Here is a 21,052-nt window from a genome sequence, read left to right as displayed (position 1 = left end):
ATAATAAACAAGTAAAGCTTTGAAAAGTTGTCAAGATTTTCCGGTTATAGATCGTTGGTTGATCATTGCCTGAAAATTACTTTTGTATGAGTCGGAAATCGGAATATATTGTTTCCCGAAAACGATCCGATTTCGCTCGATAACCTTGATTTTGTCTGCTTGTACGATAAAAGATCGATGTACACGAATGAAGCGATCCGAAGGGAGAACATCTTCCAGTGATTTTAAACTCATTAAAGAGAGAATAGGGTGAGGTTCGTTCTCGACATAGATTTTTACATAGTCCTTGAGACCCTCCACGTATAAAATTTTATCTAATTCTATTTGTACCAGCTTATAGTCTGTTTTAATGAATATCGATTTTAATTCTTCTTTTTTCCGAGCGGTGTTATCCGTAAGTTCATACCATTGACAAGCTTTTTCACAAGCATTCAGAAAATCAGGGTAAGCAATAGGTTTTAAAAGATAATCCAGAGCATTTACCCGGTAACTGTCTACGGCATATTGTTCGAAAGCTGTGGTAAAAATAATCCGGCATCTGTCTCCGATGATTTTTGAAAATTCGAGACCGTTCAATTCCGGCATTTGTATATCCAAAAAAAGCAAGTCGACCGATTTTTCCGATAAATCAGCCAACGCGGTAACGGCATTGGTACAAGATCCTTGTAGGTGTAAAAACGAAGTTTTATTGACATACGATTCTAATAGTCGTATAGCCAAAGGTTCGTCATCGATTATGTAGCAGTTCAGTATCATTCTTCTTCGGTATGGGTGAATAATATCAATGCAGAAATGTATTTGCCATCTGTCTGTTCAATGTTCAGAAGATAACGTCCCGGATAGAGCAGTTCCAATCTTTTACGTAAATTATCGAGACCTATCCCCGAACCGCTCTTATCCGTTTCGTTTTTGGGAAAATAACTGTTCTCGATTGTGCAAACGATACGCTGATCGCTGTATTCGCTTATATCGATGTGTATGAAAGATGGCTGAGAGTTGCTGACCCCATGTTTGAAAGCATTCTCGATCAGGGAGATAAACAAAAGAGGTGCGATTAACGTTCCCGAACTTGTCGATTGGGGCAGAGAAATTTTTATTTCAGTATTGTCGGTCAGTCTCAAACGCATCAATTCTACGTAATTGCGCACAAATTCCATCTCTTTTTGGAGCGGTACGAATTCGGGGCTGTTGTCATATAATACGTATCGAAGTAATTTACTCAAATCCATAATCGCTTGTTGAGCTTTTTCCGGAGATAAAGCGATCAGAGAATAAATATTATTCAGTGTATTAAACAAAAAATGAGGATTGAGCTGATTCCTTAAATTTCTTAATTCTGCCTCAGTACGGCTTTTTTCGAGTTCTCTGATTTCATTTTCGGATTGTATCCAGCGGTTGGTCATTTTTATGGCGACACTCATTCCGGTTGCTAAAATTAGCGGTACTATGTCTCGGGTGAGGAAAAATATCATACCGTCAAACTTTCTTACTTGAAAGTGTTTGGGCGGATTCGGCGGCGGCATTGCTCCCGGTATATGCAGTTCGTGCCAGAGGTGCAGGCATAATGTTACGAATGCAATGAGTACGATATTTGAAAGCAGGTATTCCCGTGTTTGTTTTCTGAATAAAAATTTATCGATCAGATAGCAATAGTTGAAATAAAAAATAATCATCAATGATACCGGAGCAGAGATAAATCGCAGATAACGTTCTATGTAATCGGCGGTCGAGTTCCTTTCGAAAAAAAACAAAGGAATTCCGAATACGATACCCCATCCGAGAATATGTATAATCAATTGCAAAGATTTTTTTTTAGGTGTGTCCGGCATCATTTTATGATTACATTACAAATATAGTTATTTATTTGATTTTATTCATACCGTATGGCTTCTATCGGGTCGAGGTTAGATGCTTTTTGTGCCGGATACCATCCGAAAAATACTCCGGTTATAGTACACACGGCAAAAGAGAGCAGTACGCTCCAACCCTGTATGTATATAGGCCAGTGTGCAATATTTTTTACAGCGAAAGATGCTCCGATCCCGATTAATATTCCGATAATACCTCCTGTAATGCTGATTAGGATAGCTTCGATCAGAAACTGACTTAGAATATCGATACCTCTTGCTCCGACACTCATACGCAAACCTATTTCACGTGTACGTTCGGTAACCGATACATACATGATGTTCATGATTCCTATACCGCCCACAACTAATGATATTCCGGCGATACAAGCAAGAAGTGTCGTCATCAAATCGGTAGTAGTATTCAGCATTGTACTCAATTCCTGTTGAGACCGGATGGTAAAGTCATCGTCATCGGATTCTTTCAGTTTATGATTTTTTCTTAAAATCGCAGTAATTTCGTCTGTTGCATTATCGGTCATGTCTTCTGTGAGGGCAGAAGCGAAGATTCCTTGCAAATAGGTAACTGCGAGTAATCGTTTCATGACAGTGGTATAAGGAGCGAGTACAACATCGTCTTGATCCATTCCCATACTATTATATCCTTTGGATTTCAAAACACCGACTACTCTGAACGGGATTTTGTTAAAACGGATCACTTTCCCGATCGGATCGCTTCCGTCGGGGAAAAGGTTATCGACTATTGTTTTACCGATCACGCAGACTTTGGCAGAGCTTTGTATGTCAGCATCTGTGAACATCGTTCCGTTTTCTATGGAGAGTTGTCGTATTTCAAGATATTCGGGACTGACTCCTGTTACGGATGAGGGATAGTTGTTTGCTCCGTTTATCAATTGACCGGAAGATGATACGTTCGGACTGACAGCCGACAAAAAATTTGTCTCATCTTGTAAAGATTTGAAATCATCCAATTTCAGAGTTTGCATGGCTGACGGATCTTGACGGACACCACCCCGCATTTCTGCACCGGGATGTATCATGATCATGTTAGATCCCATTTCTGCAATCTGAGTTTGAATACTTTTTTTTGACCCTTGCCCTATGGCAAGCATCGTGATAACCGATGCAACTCCAATAATGATTCCCAGCATGGTAAGAAAAGCTCGCAGTTTGTTGTTTGCGAGCGCACGCAAGGCTATTTTTAATAAATTGGTTCCGTTCATTGTCTTTACGTTTTATTCGTCATCTTCGGGTTTAGGCATAGCCGCTAATGCTTCTGCTGCCGACATGATATTTGTATTTATAGAGTCTTCTATGACTTTACCGTCTCGTAACCGAATATTTCGGCTACTGTATTGTATTAAATCTGGATTGTGAGTAACGAAAATAATCGTACGTCCTTCGGCATGCAATTGCTGGAATAGTACGAGGATCTCGAAAGATGTTCTCGAGTCGAGATTTCCGGTTGCTTCATCAGCAAGAATTACGGCCGGATTATTTACCAATGCACGTGCGATAGCCACACGCTGCATTTGGCCTCCGGACATCTGGTTCGATTTGTGTTCCAGACGGTTTCCCAATCCTACGTCTTGTAAAGCTTTTATCGCTCTTTTTTTTCTTTCTGCACTACTGATGTCGGGATTATACATCAGCGGGAGCTCTACATTCTCTACGGCTGTTGTCTTAGGTAAAAGATTGTAGTTTTGGAATACGAAACCGATTTTTCTGTTTCTTAATACTGCACGTGCCGATTTGCTCATCGTACGCACGGATATGCCGTCCAGAAAATATTCACCGCTTGTCGGGGTATCGAGACAACCTAATGTATTGAGCAGTGTTGATTTACCAGATCCGGATGTCCCCATAATCGTCACGAATTCACCTTCATAAATCGTAAACGATATGCCCCGAAGAGCGTGGACGATTTCATCTCCGACTTGGAAATTTCTTCTTATATTTTGTAATTCGATTACTTTTTTCATAATAAATAGTTATCCGTTCCTTTTATTGTCGGTGAATTATTTTTTATCTTTTTTATTTCTTCCCGGAGGGCCTGGCATGAACGGATTTTGTTCTTTAGATTCTCCTGTGGAAATTTCAGGATTGGCTTGCTGTCCTATTGTTGCTTCCGTGACGATTTTCATTCCTTCCGTAACACCATCGAGAATTTCTGTGTATATATCATTCGTGATGCCGACCTTTACGGGATGAGCGGTAAAGGTGTTTCCTTCGAGTGTCCATACTTTATGTTCTGATTGACAATCGATAATTTTATTGTCAGGATTGATCAACGGAGCTTCCGGAGTAAATCGAAGAGCTTTTGCCGGGACACTGAGTACATCTTTTTTGTCGAGGATATAAATCGTTACATTTGCTGTCAATCTCGGTTTCAGTTTATATTCCGGATTTTGGGCAGAAATAACTACTTCATAGGTAACGACGGTCGATGTAGAAGAACTACTGCTACTACTTGAACTACTCTCGTCACCCAAACGTATTTGAGTAACTTTCCCTTCGAACGTATCGTTAGGATATGCATCTACAGTGAAACTTACCCGTTGACCTTCTTCAACACCGCCTATATCTGCTTCATCGACATCTGCAACTACTTGCATTTGAGTCAAATCTGCAGCGATTGTGAAAAGGGTAGGTGTTTCGAATCCGGCGGCTACGGTTTGACCTTCTTCAACATCACGACTTATCACGACACCATCGATAGGTGATGTGATAGTTGCATAGGCAAGATTCCGTTTTGCTTTTGCCAGCTCTGCTTTTTGGCTTTGATAAGTACTTTTTGCTTTTTCATAATTATAGACAGCCTCTTCATATTCGGTATCACTGATCAGATTTTTGTCATACAAAGTTTTGCTGCGGGCATACTTCTTCTGTTGATATTCATATTCAGCTTTACTTCCGTCATAAGCCGCTTGTTTAGAATCGAGTTCGCTTTGCAAAGTAACTTTGTCCATTTCGGCGATTAGTTGTCCTTTGGTTACTATTGAGTTATAGTCTGCATATAACTTATCGATGATTCCGGATACTTGAGTACCGACTTCTACCTTGGTAACAGGTTCTATACTTCCCGTTGCTGTTACCGAGTTCGATATGTCTCGTTTTGTTATAATTGCCGTGTCGAATGCTATTTCATTCTTTTTGGATGGGTTACTTAACATCCATATAACTATTCCTATGATTGCTATGATTATGACAATAAGGACGGTTTTCTTTTTTGTTATTTTCATTGTATATGTCTATTTAATTTTTTATTCGTTTTTATTTAAAGAGTTATTTCTTTGCCTTGATAGAATCTTAATAACTGAGCATTTAGAATAGCCATATATTTGGCTTGTAACATTTCTTGCTGTGCTGAAAGAAAATTATTTTTTTCAGTGAGTAATTCTACCGTATTCTTCATTCCTAAATTGAATTGTTCTTGTGCCAGATTATAACTGGTTTTTGATGCTTTTACTTGTTCTATGGCGGCTGCATATTGGGCTTGAGATGAAGTTGCGTCCAAATAAATATCTTCTATTATTTTTTGAAGTTCTTTTTGGGCATTGAGATATTCCAACTCAGCTTCAGAAATTTGCAGTTTAGCTTTTTCTACCGCCGATTTATTTTCTCTGTTACTGAAGATCGGTACGCTGAGAGTGAGCCCGATGCTTTCGTTCAGTTTATTTTTCATTTGTTGTCCGAAATTTGAGTCATTGCCTGAAATGTGACCTGTACCGACACTTGCTGACAAATCTAAAGTGGGATAGTATCCGGCTTTGGCATTTTTATGTTCCAGTTTGGCTATGTCGATTCCGAGTTTTCCGCTTTGTATGCTGGGAATAAAATTTAAAGCTGATTGGTAGACTTCCTCTTTTCCGGGTAATGGTGTCAAGACATCATGTGCTTCGAGAGTCGGAGTAGAAATACTCAGAGTTTCTGTCATATCCATTTCCAAAAGTTGTTTTAACGTCTGTATGTTACTTTCCAGAGTCGTTTGTGAAAGTACGAGTTGGTATTTATCCGAGCTGTATTGTGATTCTAATTGGGCATAGTCGCTTTGAGAAATAGAACCGGCTTCCAACAGAGCTTTTCCTCGTTCACATTGTAGTTTTGAAAGAGCTACGGTTTCTTCGTTGATTTTTACAGATTCTTGTGCGTATAATATTTGTAAAAAACTTTCGGTAATAGAAGTCTCGATATTGTCGATTTCTTCTTCTACCGAGTATTGTTGTACTTGTTCTTGTAGTTTGGAAGATTTGATGTTGTTTCGCAATTTTCCCCCGTTATATAAAGTCATCGATGATCGAAGAGAATAGTTTCCGGTGTATGAGTTTTTACTGCTGCCCTTACTGCCGGTAACTACGTAATTGTCTAAACTGTTACCTTCGGGAAAGGGGGTATTTATATACTGTTGAGTTGACCCGAATGAGAGAGACGGGAACAATTTGGCTCGGGCAGATTTACTATCTACCTGGCTGCTTTCCAATGCAATTTTACTTTTTTTGAGTTGAATGTTTTGTGTCAGTGCATAGTCTATGCAGTTTTTTAAAGTCCACTCTTGAGGTTTTTCTTGAGCAGATAATAACCGTAGTCCTCCTGTACAGAAACAAAACACGAAAATTCCGATACGATAATAATTCATAAGTCTTTCTTTTTGTGTTTATACAAAGTTAAATATGGCTGTTTTCTCAGCCAATCGAAATATAAAAAGAGTAGCTTTTCACCGACAGATCTTCTTTTTTTACAGATAAAACAAAAAATTGAAGTAAATAGGTTTAACTTTATCGATAAATAGGCATCCAATAGATAGAATTAATTAAAAATTTAGACTTTGTTTTATGGTTGGAGATACGGAGCAGGATATAATAATGAAGTTGCGTGACCCGAAAATGCGTAATACAGGGTTTGAACAACTGGTTGTGATGTATCGTGAGTCTCTGTATTGGCATATACGACGTTTGGTCGTATCGAATGAGGATGCGGAAGATATTTTGCAGGAATCGTTGATAAAGGCTTATCGGTCTTTGGATGAATTTAGAGGAGAAAGCCGTTTATTTACTTGGCTTTATCGGATTGCGACAAATGAAAGTTTGCAATTTTTACGGCGTAAAAAGTTATCCTTTACACCATATGAAGAGGTTAGTGACATGTTGATACAAACGCTTTATACCGAAAATAATGCAGATGCGGATGAATTGTTATTGAGATTTCAAGAGGCGATTTTGCGTTTGCCTGAAAAGCAGCGGATTGTATTTAATTTGAGATATTATGATGAATTGAGCTATGAGGAGATAAGTCGTATTACAGGGCAATCGGTGGCAACATTGAAAACCGGTTACCATTATGCTGTGGAAAAGGTAAAAAAATATATGGTAAATAATCAGATATGAAAGATAAAGATTTTTATTTTGATCAGGTCGGCAAGCGTTTACCTTATCGGGTAGATGAGGAGGTTTTGCAGAGAGTTACCCGTAATGTGCTTGAGACTTGTAAACAAGAAAAATTTTCTCGAAAGTCAGGTTTTCGTAGGAACTATTTCTTTTACATGTTGGGGAGTGTTGCTGCAATTTTGTTATTGGTGGTTTACATAGGAGCCGGACATAAGAAAGAAGTTTCGGATCAATTGAGGATAGCAGAGATTTCGGCCGACGATTCGTTGAAAGAATTTTATCCCGTTTCAGATCAATATGTCGGGAATGTTTTTAATGAAGTTTTTCAAAGAGACTCAAGTTTGGAATTTATGCTATGGGAAGAAACTTTAGCGGAAAATTTTAAATATTCACAAACAGAAAAGGATTTGCCGATGGATGAGTTGATCGATAAGCTAAGTGATGAAGATCTGATGTTTCTTACGGAAATTACAGGTGGAACGGTTGTAGATCAGTGGTATAATTAATTTATTAGTTTAAGATTAAATATGGTAGTTATGAATAGAGTATTGATGTTGATGTTTTTGTGTGTGCCTATCGTGTTATGGGCGCAGAGACCTCCTATTCAGGAAAAGCAAAAAGAGTTACAAGAGCGAATGGTTGAAGTTTCTTTATCGGAAATACAAGAGCGTCTGAATCTTACGGAAATGCAGATATCACAGCTTCGTCCCGTATATAAACAGTATCAAAAAAGGGTTGCCCGTTTGAACATGCTGAATCATAAATTGTTTAATCGGATGAACGCTGATACATTGTCTGACGAGAAGGCTCAGACAGTTCTTAGGGAATATCTTGACAGAGAACATAAATTGTATGTTTTGAATAAACAATATATGGATAACTTGTTAGAAATATTGTCTCCTCAGCAAGTTATAAAATTGTATCAATCCGATTCGGATATTAAAAGGAAAATAAGAATGGAATATTTACGTCGGACAGGAAAACCGAAAAGGTAAATATATTAATTAAATTCCAGAGAAGAAAAGTGGTGTGACGAAATGAAGCCCGGAATTTCCGGACTTCATTTTTATGTTTAGCAAAATAATAAAATCAATAGTTGGGCGGTAAGCACCCGCAAAAACATCGTTAGAGGATATACCGTTGAATAAGCGACTGCCGGAGCATCTGTCGAGGTAGTCTTATTTGCATAAGCCAATGCAGGCGGATCGGTATTGCTTCCTGCGATTAGTCCGATAAGGGTAAAGTAGTTGATTTTGTAATACCCGCGAGCGATAGAACCTATAATCAAAAGCGGTATGATTGTTATTAAGAATCCCCACAATACCCAAAGTAATCCGTCTCCACTGAATACGGTTTCTGCAAATGTTCCTCCTGCCGTAATTCCGACACTTGCCAAGAATAGGCATATTCCTATTTCTCGAAGCATTAAACTGGCACTGGTAGAAGTATAAGTCACCAATTTCATTTTATATCCGAAACGCCCTATTAATATAGCAACTACTAAAGGTCCTCCCGCCAACCCTAATTTCATGGATGACGACATTCCCGGAATCGCTAATGGGATACTTCCTAAAATGATACCTAAAAATATTCCGACAAAAAGAGTAATCATATTCGGTTCGTTAAGACGTTTCATCGAGTTTCCGAGTCTTTCTGCCAGGCGGTTTATATCTTCCAGCTTTCCTACAACGGTCAGACGGTCTCCGATTTGCAAAGTCAGGTTTGGGTTAGCAAGCAGATCGACACCGGCACGGTTGACACGGGTGGCATTTAATCGGTATCCCATCGGTAACCGAAGAGATCCTATCGTTCGTCCGTTAAATTCCGATTTTGTCACGAGTATGCGGCGCGATACTACGGGAGCATGGATGGCTTCCCAGTCCATTTCTACTGTACTGCCGATGAAAGCTTTCAATGCTTCTTCGTCTTGAATCGACAATACGACCAACAGTAAGTCCCCTTGTTCTATGATAGTTGAAGATTGAGGAATGATAACTTCATTATTATTCTTTTTTATTCGAGAAATAACAAAGTTCCGGTCGATGAGTTTCATTAGTTCATCTAAAGGTTTCCCGAAAATCAGTTGGTTTTCTACTTTGTAGGTAACCAAGTGCGGTTTAAGTACGCTGGCTGCGGTTTCTTCTTCTATTTGACGGCTTTCTTTATCCAATTTTACTTTAAATATAGCTCGTATGATAAGCATCGAAAGGATAATACCTAATACTCCCAAAGGATAGGCGGCAGCATAGCCTGAAGCGATTTCAGGTACAACATCGAGTTTTCCATCGAAATGCAGTTGGGCTAAAGTTTGCTGGGCTGCTCCTAATCCCGGAGTATTTGTTACAGCTCCGGATAAAATACCGACCATTATAGGCATTTCGACTCGACCGTTAGCTAAAAAGTAGATAGTACAAGCTACGGCGACATTTAGCAATACGATTCCCGTTGCGAGTAAGTTCAGGGTCATTCCGCCTTTTTTAAAGGAAGAAAAGAATCCCGGGCCTACCTGCAACCCGATAGAATAAACAAAAAGGATAAGTCCGAACTCTTGCATAAAATGCATGATATTGGCTTCTCCCACAAATCCGAAATGTCCGGCCAATAACCCTACAAAAAGCACGAATGTCACTCCTAAGGATATGCCGAAGATTTTCATTTTCCCTAAATATACTCCCGCAGCGATTACAAAGGCATATAATAATACCGTATGTGCGACCGATGAAGAAGTAAATAGCAGATTCTCAATCCAAGTCATGGTTAATATAAAGTGTATAAATTAAATATGTAAAAGTTCAAAAATTGTTTTTTATATCGCTTCGTATCTTAGAACCTATTCAAAATTTCCAATAAAATTTATATCCAAACTTTTTAAGTCTCTTTTCGGTTTGTTTCTCTATTCTTGCGTATCGTCTTCGCTATCGCTCCTTATCGAAATAGAAAAACAACTTTAAAGCAATTCTCAAAAAATGTTTATACAAATTTAAACAAGCTCTTATTTTTGTCTTTATAAAGTGGAAAAATCACTTTCTCTAAAAATAAAATAATCCGTTACTTAAGAGGCTGCAAAGGTAAGGATATTTAATTAATGCGGCAAAAAATAAACGATTTATTATCATTAAATTTGTTTTCGGTTTAGAACAGTGTATAGACGATACTCTAAAGAAAATTAATGTATTGTCGGAGATTCGAAATTACATCTTTTAGATTCGGAATTATTTGTATTTTTGTAAAGCGATATGCTAACGTGTTATTCAAAATATGAGACTACAACTGATAGCTTTTTTTGCATTAGTTTGCATTAATTTTGCAATAGACTTCTATATTTATTTCCGGATCATACGGAAAATCTGTCGGTATATGTGGTTGCGTATATCTTATTGGGGTATTAATTGTTTGTTATTGGCAGCATTTTTGTTTGCTTATGCTCTTATGAAAAATCATCAGGATGTCGATAACCGTATGTTATTTATATGGTTTATGTTCATCTACTTTTTGGTTTATGCCCCTAAGATTACTTACTTTTTGCTCTCTGTATGGGACTATGTACCCTGTCTGTTTAGAAAAAAGATGTTCCATATATTTAATTATATAGGAGTTGTAGGAGCTTTGTTTGTTTTCGGATCTATGGCTTATGGGGCGTTTATCAATCGAGAGCGTTTGGTTATTCGAGAACTTTCCGTAGAATCATCCCGATTGCCGGAAGGATTTGATAATTATAAGATCGTACAGATTTCCGATATCCATTTAGAAAGTTTTGGATCAGATACGGTATTCATATCCGAGATGGTCAGGCAAATCAATAAATTAGATCCCGATTTGATCGTTTTTACCGGTGATTTGGTTACATTGCGCAGTGCCGAATTAGAACCTTTCTTGCATGTACTTTCCGGGTTGAAAGCAAAGAACGGGGTATATTCGATTCTCGGTAACCATGATTACGGGGATTATGTACCATGGAAAGATGTATCGGAAAAATTAGAAGATCGGAAACATCTCAGAATAAGAGAAAAAGAGATGGGGTGGCGAATGTTGAATAATGAGTCGGTGTATTTATATCGCGGTAATGATTCTGTGGCTCTGATCGGAGTTGAAAATTGGGGTGAACCTCCTTTCCCGAAATACGGAAATTTGAATGCTGCTTATCCGGATTTGAATGATGGATATTTTAAGATTTTATTAACCCATAATCCGATGCATTGGGATGAAGAAGTTATATCAGGTACGAATATAGATTTGTCTCTTTCGGGACATACTCATGCCATGCAAATTAAGTTGCAACTGGGAAATTGGCGTTATTCTCCGGCAGCGATGCGTTATCCTCGTTGGAGCGGACTTTATCGGGAGGGGAATCAATTTTTATATGTAAACGAAGGTATAGGTTGTGTGTTTATGCCGATGCGGGTAGGAGCAACGCCTGAGATAACAGTAATTCGACTTAAATGTATATCGTAAAAGTTATAATTTGCGTTTTCTTTTTAATAACAGGTTTTTCTTGTAGAAAAGCACCGTCCGATTCGCCTGTAATTCGTATGGCTCTGTTGAAAGGTCCTTCGGCAATAGCATTTTCCAACTTGTTAGATTCGGTTTATTATATTCAAGGAAAACGGTTTGAAGCTGTTTTGTACGATAATCCGATGAAGGTGCAGGCATTAATGATACAAAAAAAAATAGATATAGCGGTTTTGCCGCTTTCTTCGGCTGTAAATTTGTACAATAAAAATACAGGTTATTCTCTTTTAGCCTGTCCGGTTTGGGGAAATTTATTTTGGGTCTCGTCCGATAAAGGAGCTGATAGGTCGCCATTTCCTGTATTTTTATTTGGACAGGGTACAACTTCCGATGTATTGCTGAAATATTTGCAAAGTGTTTCTGCTTTACAAGATCTCTATCCCGATTATACCTATTCTACACCTCAAGATTTGTATAGAGCCTTGATGAGTCGTCAGATATCTAATGCTATATTGCCAGAACCATTTGTATCTTTGGCATTACAAAAAGATTCATCATTATTTGTCCGCTATGATTTGGCAAAAGAATTCAGTCCGAATGGTTTTGCACAAACGGCAGTGGTCGTTAGTTCAGGAATAAAGCAAGATAAAAATTTATTGAATTCTGTCGATTCTTTATTGTCGGTTTCAGTGAGGAAGAGTACACCTGAAAATCCGGAAACAGAAAGTCGGCTGATACGCTATAAAATATTACCCGGTAAAATTGATTTGGCAACAGTATATGCTCGTTGTCGCATCGAATACAGGTCACGCTCTTCCGTCAGAATTTCAGTAGATAGTTTGCTGCATGTTATTTTCAAGTATTATCCGAAATCCATAGGAGGCAAGTTCCCGGACGATAGTTTCTATATATCCGATAATTCGATATAATTTTATGAGAAAGCGAAAAAAATATATTCTTATTGCAGCTTCATGGTTTACCGTATTGCTATGTTGGCAGTTTTTTTCGCTATATATTATTGGGAACAAAGATATTTTCCCTTCAGCTTTTCAGCTCATTGCAGCAGTATTTTATTTGTTTTCGGAGGCCTCTTTTTCGTCTGCCATATTATCGACTTTGTTGCGAGGAATATGCGGGATGTTGCTTTCCCTTTGTCTGGCTGCGATATTGGCATGGCGCGCTTCCCGATCAGATGCGTTTCGCACGTATATTCATCCTTTTTTGACTTTATTTCGTTCCGTCCCGATTATTTCATTTTTGTTTTTATTTTTGATTTGGTTTTCTCCGGAATACATTCCTCTGATAATGGCTTTGATAACTATAGTTCCGGTGTTGACCGAGAATTTAATAGCCGGTTTTCGGAATATCGATCACTCCTTGCTGGAAATGTCCTATATGTATGCTTTTTCAATAAGGCAAAAAGTAAAACATATTATTTATCCGGCAGTATCGCCCTATCTTTTCAGCGGACTGATCTCCACAACAGGATTAGGATGGAAAGCTATTATTATGGGAGAAGCTTTGGCGCAACCCGTTACAGGTATCGGAGTTATGATTCGTGAAGCTCACGGCTTTATAGAAGTTCCTCGTTTGTTGGCTTGGACGTTGGTTGCCGTAGTTATATCGTATGGTTTTGAATCGTTATTGAAAAGGATTGAAAAATATAGTTTCCCGGTCTCTTTCGCCTCAAAAGATCATGCGGAAAAAATAATGGAGAATTTTCCCGATATTCTCAATATAGAGGGAATTCGAAAGAGATATGGACATAAAATCTTATTATCGGAGTTACAGTTGTCTGTTTCGAGGGGAAAAATTACTTGTTTAATGGCTTCTTCCGGATATGGGAAAACAACGTTGTTGCGTCTGTTGTCGGGGTTGGATCATGCCGAAGCGGGAGATGTGTCTTTAAAAAAAGATTATAGAGTGGCTTTTCTTTTTCAAGAATACAGACTTTTGCCGCATTTGACGGTGTATGAAAATATCGCGCTTTCCCGTTCGTCTTGTATGCGAGAGGAAACGGCTCGTAAAGAAATAACCGAGATTTTGGAACAACTGGATATGCGAAATTGCATAGATCGTTTTCCTGAAACGTTGAGCGGGGGAGAATGTCAACGTGTCGTATTGGCGCGAACGATGTTTTTCCCTGCATCTTTATATTTGCTTGATGAGCCGTTTAAAGGGCTCGATTTCGATTTGAAGCAAAGAGTTATGGACTATTTGCGGAAATGGCAGGTCCGGTACGGAAAGACTATCTTGTATGTTACACATCAAGATGATGAGACGAGAATAGCTGATAAAATTGTAAGAATTCAATAAACTTATTATTTGAGAATGAATAAAATATTTCCTCAGTTGATTTCAAAAGTTTTGAATATCAAGGCCGATCAGATTTCGAATACGATAGCTTTACTTGAAGACGGGGCTACGATTCCGTTTATAAGCCGCTACCGGAAAGAGATGACCGGGGCATTGGATGAGGTGCAGATTGCCGATATAAAAAACCGATATGACAAATTATGTGAGATAGAAAAACGGAAACAGACGATTCTATCGACGATCGAGGAACAAGGAAAACTGTCTTCGGAATTGAAAAATCGCATAGAGTCTTCTTGGGATATGACGGAGTTGGAAGACATCTATTTGCCGTACAAACCGAGACGTCGCACTCGTGCGGAGATAGCCCGAGAGAAAGGGTTGGAATCTTTAGCTAAATGGCTAATGATTCAGCAGCCCGGTGATCCGGGATATAAAGCATCAGCTTTTGTAAAAGGAGAAGTTAAAGATAGCGAAGATGCATTGAAAGGAGCTTGTGATATTATTGCCGAATGGGTTTCTGAAAATGAAAGAGCAAGGAATACCGTGCGGGGATTATTTCGGCGAGAAGCTGTAATATCGTCTCGTGTAGTAAAAACGAAAGTTGAAGAAGCTGCGAAATATAGAGATTATTTCGAGTGGTCTGAGCCGTTGTATCGTTGTTCTTCCCATCGGTTGTTAGCAATGCGTAGAGGAGAAGCCGAAGGCTTTTTAAAAGTTTCTATATCGCCGGAAGATGAACTTTGTATCGATCGTCTTGAGGGTCAGTTTATAAAAAATGCTACGGCTGCGGCTGCACTTGTATCCGATGCGGTACGTGACGGATATAAACGTTTATTGAAGCCTTCGATAGAGACTGAGTTTGCGACATCATCTAAAGAGAAGGCCGATGACGAGGCTATTCGGGTTTTTTCTGAAAATTTGAAACAATTATTGCTATCTCCTCCTTTGGGGCAGAAACGGGTGTTGGGAATCGATCCGGGTTTTCGTACCGGATGTAAGGTTGTCTGTCTGGATGCTCAGGGAAATCTATTACATAATGAGACGATATTTCCGCATCCTCCCCGTCAGGATGTTTCCGGTTCGACTCGGAAGATAACGCATTTAGTAGAAGTATATGACATTCAGGCAATAGCGATCGGTAATGGTACGGCGAGCCGGGAAACAGAAAATTTTATTACCAATTTGCGTTATGATAGGAAAGTTCAAGTATTTGTTGTTAGTGAGAACGGAGCATCCGTTTATTCTGCTTCGAAAGTGGCCAGAGAAGAATTTCCCGATTATGATGTAACTGTAAGAGGTGCTGTATCTATCGGTCGGCGTCTGATGGACCCGCTTGCGGAATTGGTGAAAATAGATCCGAAATCTATCGGAGTGGGACAATACCAGCATGATGTAGATCAGAGTAAGCTTAAGAAATCGTTGGATCAAACTGTCGAGAATTGCGTTAATTCTGTCGGTGTGGATATTAATACGGCAAGTAAGCATCTGTTGGTGTATATTTCAGGATTAGGACCTCAGCTGGCGCAAAATATCATAGATTACCGTAAAGAAAACGGACCGTTTCACTCCCGAAAAGAATTGCTGAAAGTTCCTCGTATGGGAAATAAGGCTTTTGAGCAAGCTGCCGGTTTTTTGCGAATTGCCTCGTCTGAGAATCCTTTGGACAATTCGGCGGTGCATCCCGAACGCTATGCTTTGGTAGAAAAAATGGCATTTGATTTAGGTTGTACCGTCAAAGAACTGATAGCTGATAAAGAACTTCGTAAACGGTTGGTGCTGGAGAATTATCTTTCTGAAGAAGTCGGGATGCCGACTTTGAAAGATATTTTAGAAGAACTCGATAAACCGGGCAGAGACCCTCGACAAGCTATTAAAGTGTTCGAGTTCGATGCTTCGGTAAAAACGATAGATGATCTCAAGGAAGGAATGTTACTTCCGGGAATAGTGACGAATATTACGAATTTCGGGTGTTTTGTAGATATCGGTATTAAAGAGAACGGGTTGGTGCATATTTCGCAATTGGCAGACAGATATATATCTGATCCTACGGAGATAGTATCTATACATCAGCAGATTATGGTAAAGGTAATGAGTGTGGATAAAGAGCGGAAAAGAGTGCAGTTATCAATGAAAGATATATAATTAGTGCGATGAACAGGGCAATTGTTTGTTTGGGATCGAATGTTCCCGGAGGAAAATTATTAGTGAAAAAAAGTTGTGTGGAGATTCGGGGATTGGTCTCGTCTGCGAAATTCTCTTCTTGTTATGAAACCGTTCCGGTGAGCAGTATTCCTCAGCCGAATTATCACAATTGTGTCGGAGTTCTGGAGACAGAGTTGGAGTATGAGGATTTATTTCGTATTTTTAAGGAAATGGAGAAGGCTGCCGGACGTACTCCGGGCGGTAAAAAGGTAGGAATTGTTCCTTTAGATATAGATATAGCAATGTGGAACGATGAAATTAAAAAGCCGAGAGATATGATGCAGGATTATATGCAGATCGGTCTGATGGAATTAAATGACCCGTCTTGTCGTCTTGTAAAGTAAGAGCCAGTTTATAAACAATATCTTTCGTCAATGTGTTTGATGTTCAGATTTTAATTCGTTAATGCGAGGAGGTTAAAATGAAAGTTATAGAAGATGTCTTATTGAAACGGACTTCGGTTCGGCGTTATGAAAGGGAAAAAATAGAACCGGAAAAGCTTGATTTGATTTATCGGGCGATAGCAAGTACCCCGACCAGTTATAATGGTCAGCAATATTCGGTTATTGCGGTAGAAGATCAGGAAAAAAAAGAACTGTTATATGACATCATAGGTCAAAAGCAGATAAAGACGTCTGCCGTATTCTTGGTTTTTTGTGTCGATTTTAATAAAGTGTCTCTATTGGCAAAAGCTAAGGGGCTTGATTTTCCCCGAATTCAGGATAAAATGGACGGAGTAATGATCGGATTGATCGATGCGGCTTTGGCAATGCAGAATGCCGTAGTTGCAGCGCAATCTTTGGGTTTGGGAAGCTGTTGCATCGGATATGCCCGAACATCTGATCCGGCACGTGTCGCGGAAGTTTTGCAGCTTCCGAAGGGTGTGTTTGTTGCTTGCGGACTCTCTATCGGTTATCCTCGTGAAATTCCCGATCTGAAACCGAAACAGCCTTTATCGGTCTTGATACATAAAAACCATTATCGAACCGATGACATGACAGAGGAATTATTGGCTTACGATCGTGTAATTTGTGAATATAACGGCTGCAGGGCGGGAGCGAAGACTGATAATGACTGGTGCGCCCATATGCTTGACTATTATCGGGAAGCCTTGAAGTATGATATGGAAGGTTATTTAAAAGCGCAAAATTTCAATTTGGAGTGTAGATAGTTTTTTTTGAATTTGTGTAGTAAACCGAACTGCGAGAGAATTATTTTTATTTTTTTTTGAGACAGTATAAAAATTCCAGAATCTTTTCAGAATTGTATCTGATCTTTGTATCAAGAAATAAAAATAATCAGTAGTAACCTTTAAAATGTCAGATTATGAAAAAGTTGATCTTTTTATTCGTGTGTGTATTTTCTATTCAAGTAGCATTGGCAGATAATGATAAGCCGATTAATTTTGCTCAGTTGCCTCAGGCGGCACAACAATTTGTAAAACAACATTTCCCGAAAGCTAAAATTGCTTTTGTGAAAATGGAAACCGAGTTGTTCGATAAGTCTTATGATGTGGTTTTTAATAATGGAGACAAACTTGAATTTGATAAGAAAGGCGAATGGACGGAAGTGAATTGTAAGTCAACTGTTGTACCGGCTAAGGTTATTCCAGCCCCTATAAAAAAATATGTAGAAACGAACTATCCCGAAGCGAAGGTGCTTAGTATCGAGAGAGATCGTTATGATTATGAAGTAAAGTTGTCCAATTTCTGGGAAATCAAATTCGATATGAATTTCAATGTGATCGATATGGATAATGACCGGGATTAAGAACCTGTCTGAATTTTACTCGATACGAATTTGTGAATCATTTATAGAATAATGCGGCTACCCTCATGGGTAGCTGTTTTTTTGTATTGATGTTGAAAATCGTATCTTTGCGATATGGAAGATACGTATAAAACGATAGCCCGAATTTCTGAGGGGTTGTATAAGGAAAAAATGAGTAAGTTCATCTCCTTTGCAGTCCCGGTTTCTACATTAGATGAAGTTAAGGAAAATCTTGAAATATATCAGAAGAAGTATTATGATGCCCGACACGTTTGTTGGGCGTACATGCTGGGACATCAACGTGCGGATTTTCGTTCGAATGATAATGGAGAACCTTCGGGAACAGCCGGAAAACCGATACTCGGACAAATCAATTCGTTCGGACTGACGAATATATTGATTGTCGTAATTCGTTATTTCGGAGGAATAAAATTGGGAACGAGCGGGTTGATCGTCGCTTATCGTGAAGCAGCTGCCGAAGCGATCCGGGCGAATGAAATAATCGAATGCCTTGTTGAGGATGATATACGTGTTGCGTTTGAATATCCTTTTCTGAATGATGTGATGCGAATTGTAAAAGAGGATAATGTTACTATAATTTCTCAATATTTTAATTTGGATTGTGATATGACCCTTCGTGTGCGTCGATCAGCTGTCGATTATCTTCGTTCACGGCTTGCTAAAGTGGAGAGTCTTCGTTTTTTAGAAGAATAGAGAGTCTGTTTTCCTATATAAATAATGAAAAAAATCAAGGCGAGAGTAGAAATTAGAATTCCATCTTTCATTCCGGGAGGAACGTATGTGAAATTTACGGTATTTTTACCTCTATCTCCTTTTACTGCCATGAACGAAATATTTGTTTTTATAATTTCTCTTTTTTCTCCGTTAACGGTTGCCGAAAATCCCGAATCGTACGGAACACTGAAAAAAATAAGATTTTCTTTAGGTAAATTAATTTCAGCAGTGAATCCGGTTGAGTTTCCGCGAAATGAAGAACAGACGACTTCATTTCTTTTTCGGGAAAGCTGCGTAACATCCAAGCTGGTATCTATTTCTGTATATTGAAATAATGAGTGGTATTTTTCCCAGTCTTGTTTTTCGAGAACAATAGAGGACAAAAGTATGTTACATCGATTTTTTTGAGGGTCGGCTTGATGTATCGAGTCGAATTTTGTCCGGTTTATAGCTCTGTCGTAAGTAAATCCGAAAGGAATAAAATTTTGGTTTTCGTATATTTCAGATTTGTTTTTCTTCTTTTTTAATCGGAATCCTTCGGGAATATATTTTGTGTTAAAAGGAACATATCTGTAAAAATAACGTACCGATAATAATGCATCGGTATATTCCCGGTTTTCTAATGACGGCTCGTTGGTGGGGCTTTTTATATTTTCTACATATCCCGAAACGCTTATGAAATCTGCATGAGAACGACTTTGCAAACTGTGGAATACCGATATTGCAGGTTCATTTTGATATAACCCCATATTCATGTGGTTTGCCGGATCGAAGTCTATCCGATATTCATATTGAGGAGATATATTATGAATAGAGTCGGTCAGAAAAACGGTTAAACTTTGGTCGCTGTTGTTGACCCCGTCTATCCGGTTATTTACTTCGACAAAGCTTCCCATATTTATTGCAGAAGCGAGGCATGTGATAAACAGCAATTTTTGGGGGGATATACGATAATAGATGATGACGAACAGTAAAAGATAATTTATTATGGTCAAAATGGTTGAATATCCTGATATCAATTTATTCGTGTCGGTATATCTTCCGAACCAATTTGTCCATCGTGATGAGAACATCTCTCCGAACCACCCTTTTTCGCAGATAAATTGTCCTGAAATAAAAGGAACAGTAATCAGAATGAGGAATGTGAGAATATATAAGAAATATTTGCGAGAAATGGGATTATACAGTTTATCGGGGTGCGACAATATGTTTATTGTAGAAAGTGCTAAAATAAGAGACAAAGCGTACCACCAACGGGTATATGAGTAGTTGCTCCACAGATTGAAAGACGCATTTAACGGTGCGATCAGAGAAATAATGACCAGACATATCAGAAGTTGAGATACCCAGTTACGGGGATGCTGCCGGATGAATGAAACTGCCAGTATCGCGCCTGTGATCGGTAGAAAAGCACCTATTGAACTCCAGTTGAGAATTTGGGGATAAAAGGCCGGGATTTCAAGGCTACCTGCCGGCATGAATAAGGCTCTGAGACGTTCTAATATGTTGAAGATGTCTGTTTTGAATTTCCAAATCCTATCGACTCTCGGAGCTTCTGAGATTTTATACCATGCCGGAAGTATCAGAAATGCAGTTAATAATATTCCTAAAATTCCTTCGATGAGTATTGCCGAATAATCGTTTCGTTTATTGCCGGTCCAATCTCCCGATTTGAATCTGAATAGGGCATAAATTACGATAAATATTCCTGAAGATACGAAAAAATAATAATTGGTAAGCAGGTTGATGAAAACGGCGAAGGTCAGTAATCCCGGAATCTGTTTCTTTTTGTAGAGTCGTAATTCCAAAGCTGTCGGAATTAAAGGAAAAAGTGCTATAACATCGGTAAAATGATTAAATTGCGTATTTAAAATCGTAAACGAGGAGAATGTATATAGCAGTGACCCTATAATTGCATATATTGGTTTCTTTATAAAAATTCTGAAATAGAGAAAAGAGGTAATTCCGCAGACGAAAAATTTTAATAAGATTGAAACGGTAATTCCTTGTAGGATATGATTTTCAGGAAATAAAGTAGCTATCCAGACAAATGGACTTCCCACAGTATAAAAGGCATATCCTCCTAAAAAGTTGTCTCCTAAAAATGAATTCCAACTCCAGTAGGGCATCCCCGTTGAGAACATTCGTTTAGTCTCAAGTATAAACGGTATTTGCTGAGTAATATAATCTGCTTTTGAGACAAAATATCCCCCATGTTGCATAATGGAGGGCAACATACCTGCAAATGCAGTTATTAGGCTTAATATACCTGATAATAGCACATTTACGAATATGTTTATACGCCCGTGTTTTTCCATGGGAAAGAAA

General features: G+C 38.6%; 19 protein-coding genes. 11 read left to right on the top strand and 8 right to left on the bottom strand.

Going from position 1 to position 21,052, the window contains the following annotated elements:
* Positions 1-30: 30 nt before the first annotated feature.
* The 6 genes from Q0093_RS04720 to Q0093_RS04695 all read right to left on the bottom strand — a co-directional run bounded on the left by Q0093_RS04720 (position 31) and on the right by Q0093_RS04695 (position 6,504).
* Complete coding sequence (locus Q0093_RS04720; protein WP_297928626.1) at positions 31-756, bottom strand: LytTR family DNA-binding domain-containing protein; 726 nt, start codon at positions 754-756, stop codon at positions 31-33.
* Positions 753-1,796: a sensor histidine kinase gene (locus tag Q0093_RS04715; protein ID WP_297928624.1), complete on the bottom strand. Its 1,044-nt coding sequence runs from the start codon at positions 1,794-1,796 to the stop codon at positions 753-755. The genes Q0093_RS04720 and Q0093_RS04715 overlap by 4 nt, the downstream gene beginning before the upstream one ends.
* A gap of 74 nt (positions 1,797-1,870) precedes the next feature.
* The gene (locus tag Q0093_RS04710) at positions 1,871-3,091 is read right to left on the bottom strand and encodes an ABC transporter permease (RefSeq protein WP_297928622.1); all 1,221 of its coding nucleotides are present in this window, start codon (positions 3,089-3,091) and stop codon (positions 1,871-1,873) included.
* 12 nt (positions 3,092-3,103) lie between these two features.
* Complete coding sequence (locus tag Q0093_RS04705; protein WP_297928621.1) at positions 3,104-3,850, bottom strand: ABC transporter ATP-binding protein; 747 nt, start codon at positions 3,848-3,850, stop codon at positions 3,104-3,106.
* Positions 3,851-3,886: 36 nt separating this feature from the next.
* Positions 3,887-5,104, bottom strand: coding sequence for an efflux RND transporter periplasmic adaptor subunit (locus Q0093_RS04700; protein WP_297928709.1), 1,218 nt, complete (start codon positions 5,102-5,104; stop codon positions 3,887-3,889).
* 41 nt (positions 5,105-5,145) lie between these two features.
* Positions 5,146-6,504 (bottom strand): TolC family protein, encoded by a 1,359-nt coding sequence (locus Q0093_RS04695; protein WP_297928619.1) that lies wholly within the window; start codon positions 6,502-6,504, stop codon positions 5,146-5,148.
* 226 nt (positions 6,505-6,730) lie between these two features.
* Between Q0093_RS04695 and Q0093_RS04690 the strand changes: the two genes are divergently transcribed.
* Genes Q0093_RS04690 through Q0093_RS04680 form a run of 3 tightly spaced genes read left to right on the top strand, consistent with a single transcriptional unit; the run spans position 6,731 to position 8,247 of the window.
* Positions 6,731-7,252, top strand: coding sequence for an RNA polymerase sigma factor (locus Q0093_RS04690; RefSeq protein WP_297928707.1), 522 nt, complete (start codon positions 6,731-6,733; stop codon positions 7,250-7,252).
* Positions 7,249-7,758: a hypothetical protein gene (locus Q0093_RS04685; protein ID WP_297928617.1), complete on the top strand. Its 510-nt coding sequence runs from the start codon at positions 7,249-7,251 to the stop codon at positions 7,756-7,758. The genes Q0093_RS04690 and Q0093_RS04685 overlap by 4 nt, the downstream gene beginning before the upstream one ends.
* Before the next feature lie 30 nt (positions 7,759-7,788).
* Positions 7,789-8,247 carry a hypothetical protein gene (locus Q0093_RS04680; protein ID WP_297928615.1) on the top strand — a complete coding sequence of 153 codons (459 nt, stop codon included), beginning with the start codon at positions 7,789-7,791 and terminating at the stop codon, positions 8,245-8,247.
* A gap of 77 nt (positions 8,248-8,324) precedes the next feature.
* Here the strand turns inward: Q0093_RS04680 and Q0093_RS04675 are convergent, their stop codons facing one another.
* A complete protein-coding gene (locus Q0093_RS04675; protein ID WP_294177606.1) occupies positions 8,325-10,007 on the bottom strand; it encodes a putative transporter in 1,683 nt (560 codons plus the stop codon).
* Positions 10,008-10,609: 602 nt separating this feature from the next.
* Between Q0093_RS04675 and Q0093_RS04670 the strand changes: the two genes are divergently transcribed.
* The 8 genes from Q0093_RS04670 to Q0093_RS04635 all read left to right on the top strand — a co-directional run bounded on the left by Q0093_RS04670 (position 10,610) and on the right by Q0093_RS04635 (position 18,703).
* The gene (locus Q0093_RS04670; protein WP_297928613.1) at positions 10,610-11,704 is read left to right on the top strand and encodes a metallophosphoesterase; all 1,095 of its coding nucleotides are present in this window, start codon (positions 10,610-10,612) and stop codon (positions 11,702-11,704) included.
* On the top strand, positions 11,692-12,630 hold the full coding sequence (locus Q0093_RS04665) for a hypothetical protein (protein ID WP_297928611.1): 939 nt from the start codon (positions 11,692-11,694) through the stop codon (positions 12,628-12,630). Before Q0093_RS04670 ends, Q0093_RS04665 begins: the two co-directional genes overlap by 13 nt.
* Before the next feature lie 4 nt (positions 12,631-12,634).
* Positions 12,635-14,017, top strand: coding sequence for an ATP-binding cassette domain-containing protein (locus Q0093_RS04660; protein WP_297928610.1), 1,383 nt, complete (start codon positions 12,635-12,637; stop codon positions 14,015-14,017).
* Between the two features lie 15 nt (positions 14,018-14,032).
* A complete protein-coding gene (locus Q0093_RS04655; protein ID WP_297928609.1) occupies positions 14,033-16,159 on the top strand; it encodes a Tex family protein in 2,127 nt (708 codons plus the stop codon).
* Between the two features lie 8 nt (positions 16,160-16,167).
* Positions 16,168-16,563 carry a 2-amino-4-hydroxy-6-hydroxymethyldihydropteridine diphosphokinase gene (locus tag Q0093_RS04650; protein WP_297928608.1) on the top strand — a complete coding sequence of 132 codons (396 nt, stop codon included), beginning with the start codon at positions 16,168-16,170 and terminating at the stop codon, positions 16,561-16,563.
* A gap of 77 nt (positions 16,564-16,640) precedes the next feature.
* Positions 16,641-17,390, top strand: a complete 750-nt coding sequence (locus tag Q0093_RS04645; protein WP_297928607.1) for a nitroreductase family protein — start codon at positions 16,641-16,643, stop codon at positions 17,388-17,390.
* A gap of 155 nt (positions 17,391-17,545) precedes the next feature.
* Positions 17,546-17,989, top strand: a complete 444-nt coding sequence (locus Q0093_RS04640) for a PepSY-like domain-containing protein (protein WP_297928606.1) — start codon at positions 17,546-17,548, stop codon at positions 17,987-17,989.
* A 114-nt stretch (positions 17,990-18,103) separates the two neighbouring features.
* Positions 18,104-18,703, top strand: a complete 600-nt coding sequence (locus tag Q0093_RS04635; RefSeq protein ID WP_294177598.1) for a YigZ family protein — start codon at positions 18,104-18,106, stop codon at positions 18,701-18,703.
* On the opposite strand, the gene Q0093_RS04630 is transcribed toward Q0093_RS04635, so the two are convergent.
* Positions 18,649-21,042 (bottom strand): YfhO family protein, encoded by a 2,394-nt coding sequence (locus tag Q0093_RS04630; protein ID WP_297928605.1) that lies wholly within the window; start codon positions 21,040-21,042, stop codon positions 18,649-18,651. The two genes, Q0093_RS04635 and Q0093_RS04630, sit on opposite strands and share 55 nt — an antisense overlap.
* Between the last annotated feature and the right edge of the window lie 10 nt (positions 21,043-21,052).

Source organism: uncultured Coprobacter sp., from assembly GCF_947855755.1.
Taxonomy (GTDB): Bacteria; Bacteroidota; Bacteroidia; order Bacteroidales; family Coprobacteraceae; genus Coprobacter.
The sequence above is the reverse complement of the archived record's forward strand: the minus strand, read 5'-3'. Positions and strand labels throughout refer to the sequence as shown.

Excerpts from the sequence above, each read along its gene's own strand:
- Q0093_RS04720 (WP_297928626.1), bottom strand. The coding sequence starts at position 756 with ATGATACTGAACTGCTACATAATCGATGACGAACCTTTGGCTATACGA.
- Q0093_RS04710 (WP_297928622.1), bottom strand. The coding sequence starts at position 3,091 with ATGAACGGAACCAATTTATTAAAAATAGCCTTGCGTGCGCTCGCAAAC.
- Q0093_RS04705 (WP_297928621.1), bottom strand. The coding sequence starts at position 3,850 with ATGAAAAAAGTAATCGAATTACAAAATATAAGAAGAAATTTCCAAGTC.
- Q0093_RS04695 (WP_297928619.1), bottom strand. The coding sequence starts at position 6,504 with ATGAATTATTATCGTATCGGAATTTTCGTGTTTTGTTTCTGTACAGGA.
- Q0093_RS04690 (WP_297928707.1), top strand. The coding sequence starts at position 6,731 with ATGAAGTTGCGTGACCCGAAAATGCGTAATACAGGGTTTGAACAACTG.
- Q0093_RS04685 (WP_297928617.1), top strand. The coding sequence starts at position 7,249 with ATGAAAGATAAAGATTTTTATTTTGATCAGGTCGGCAAGCGTTTACCT.
- Q0093_RS04680 (WP_297928615.1), top strand. The coding sequence starts at position 7,789 with ATGAATAGAGTATTGATGTTGATGTTTTTGTGTGTGCCTATCGTGTTA.
- Q0093_RS04675 (WP_294177606.1), bottom strand. The coding sequence starts at position 10,007 with ATGACTTGGATTGAGAATCTGCTATTTACTTCTTCATCGGTCGCACAT.
- Q0093_RS04670 (WP_297928613.1), top strand. The coding sequence starts at position 10,610 with ATGTGGTTGCGTATATCTTATTGGGGTATTAATTGTTTGTTATTGGCA.
- Q0093_RS04665 (WP_297928611.1), top strand. The coding sequence starts at position 11,692 with ATGTATATCGTAAAAGTTATAATTTGCGTTTTCTTTTTAATAACAGGT.
- Q0093_RS04660 (WP_297928610.1), top strand. The coding sequence starts at position 12,635 with ATGAGAAAGCGAAAAAAATATATTCTTATTGCAGCTTCATGGTTTACC.
- Q0093_RS04655 (WP_297928609.1), top strand. The coding sequence starts at position 14,033 with ATGAATAAAATATTTCCTCAGTTGATTTCAAAAGTTTTGAATATCAAG.
- Q0093_RS04650 (WP_297928608.1), top strand. The coding sequence starts at position 16,168 with ATGAACAGGGCAATTGTTTGTTTGGGATCGAATGTTCCCGGAGGAAAA.
- Q0093_RS04645 (WP_297928607.1), top strand. The coding sequence starts at position 16,641 with ATGAAAGTTATAGAAGATGTCTTATTGAAACGGACTTCGGTTCGGCGT.
- Q0093_RS04640 (WP_297928606.1), top strand. The coding sequence starts at position 17,546 with ATGAAAAAGTTGATCTTTTTATTCGTGTGTGTATTTTCTATTCAAGTA.
- Q0093_RS04635 (WP_294177598.1), top strand. The coding sequence starts at position 18,104 with ATGGAAGATACGTATAAAACGATAGCCCGAATTTCTGAGGGGTTGTAT.
- Q0093_RS04630 (WP_297928605.1), bottom strand. The coding sequence starts at position 21,042 with ATGGAAAAACACGGGCGTATAAACATATTCGTAAATGTGCTATTATCA.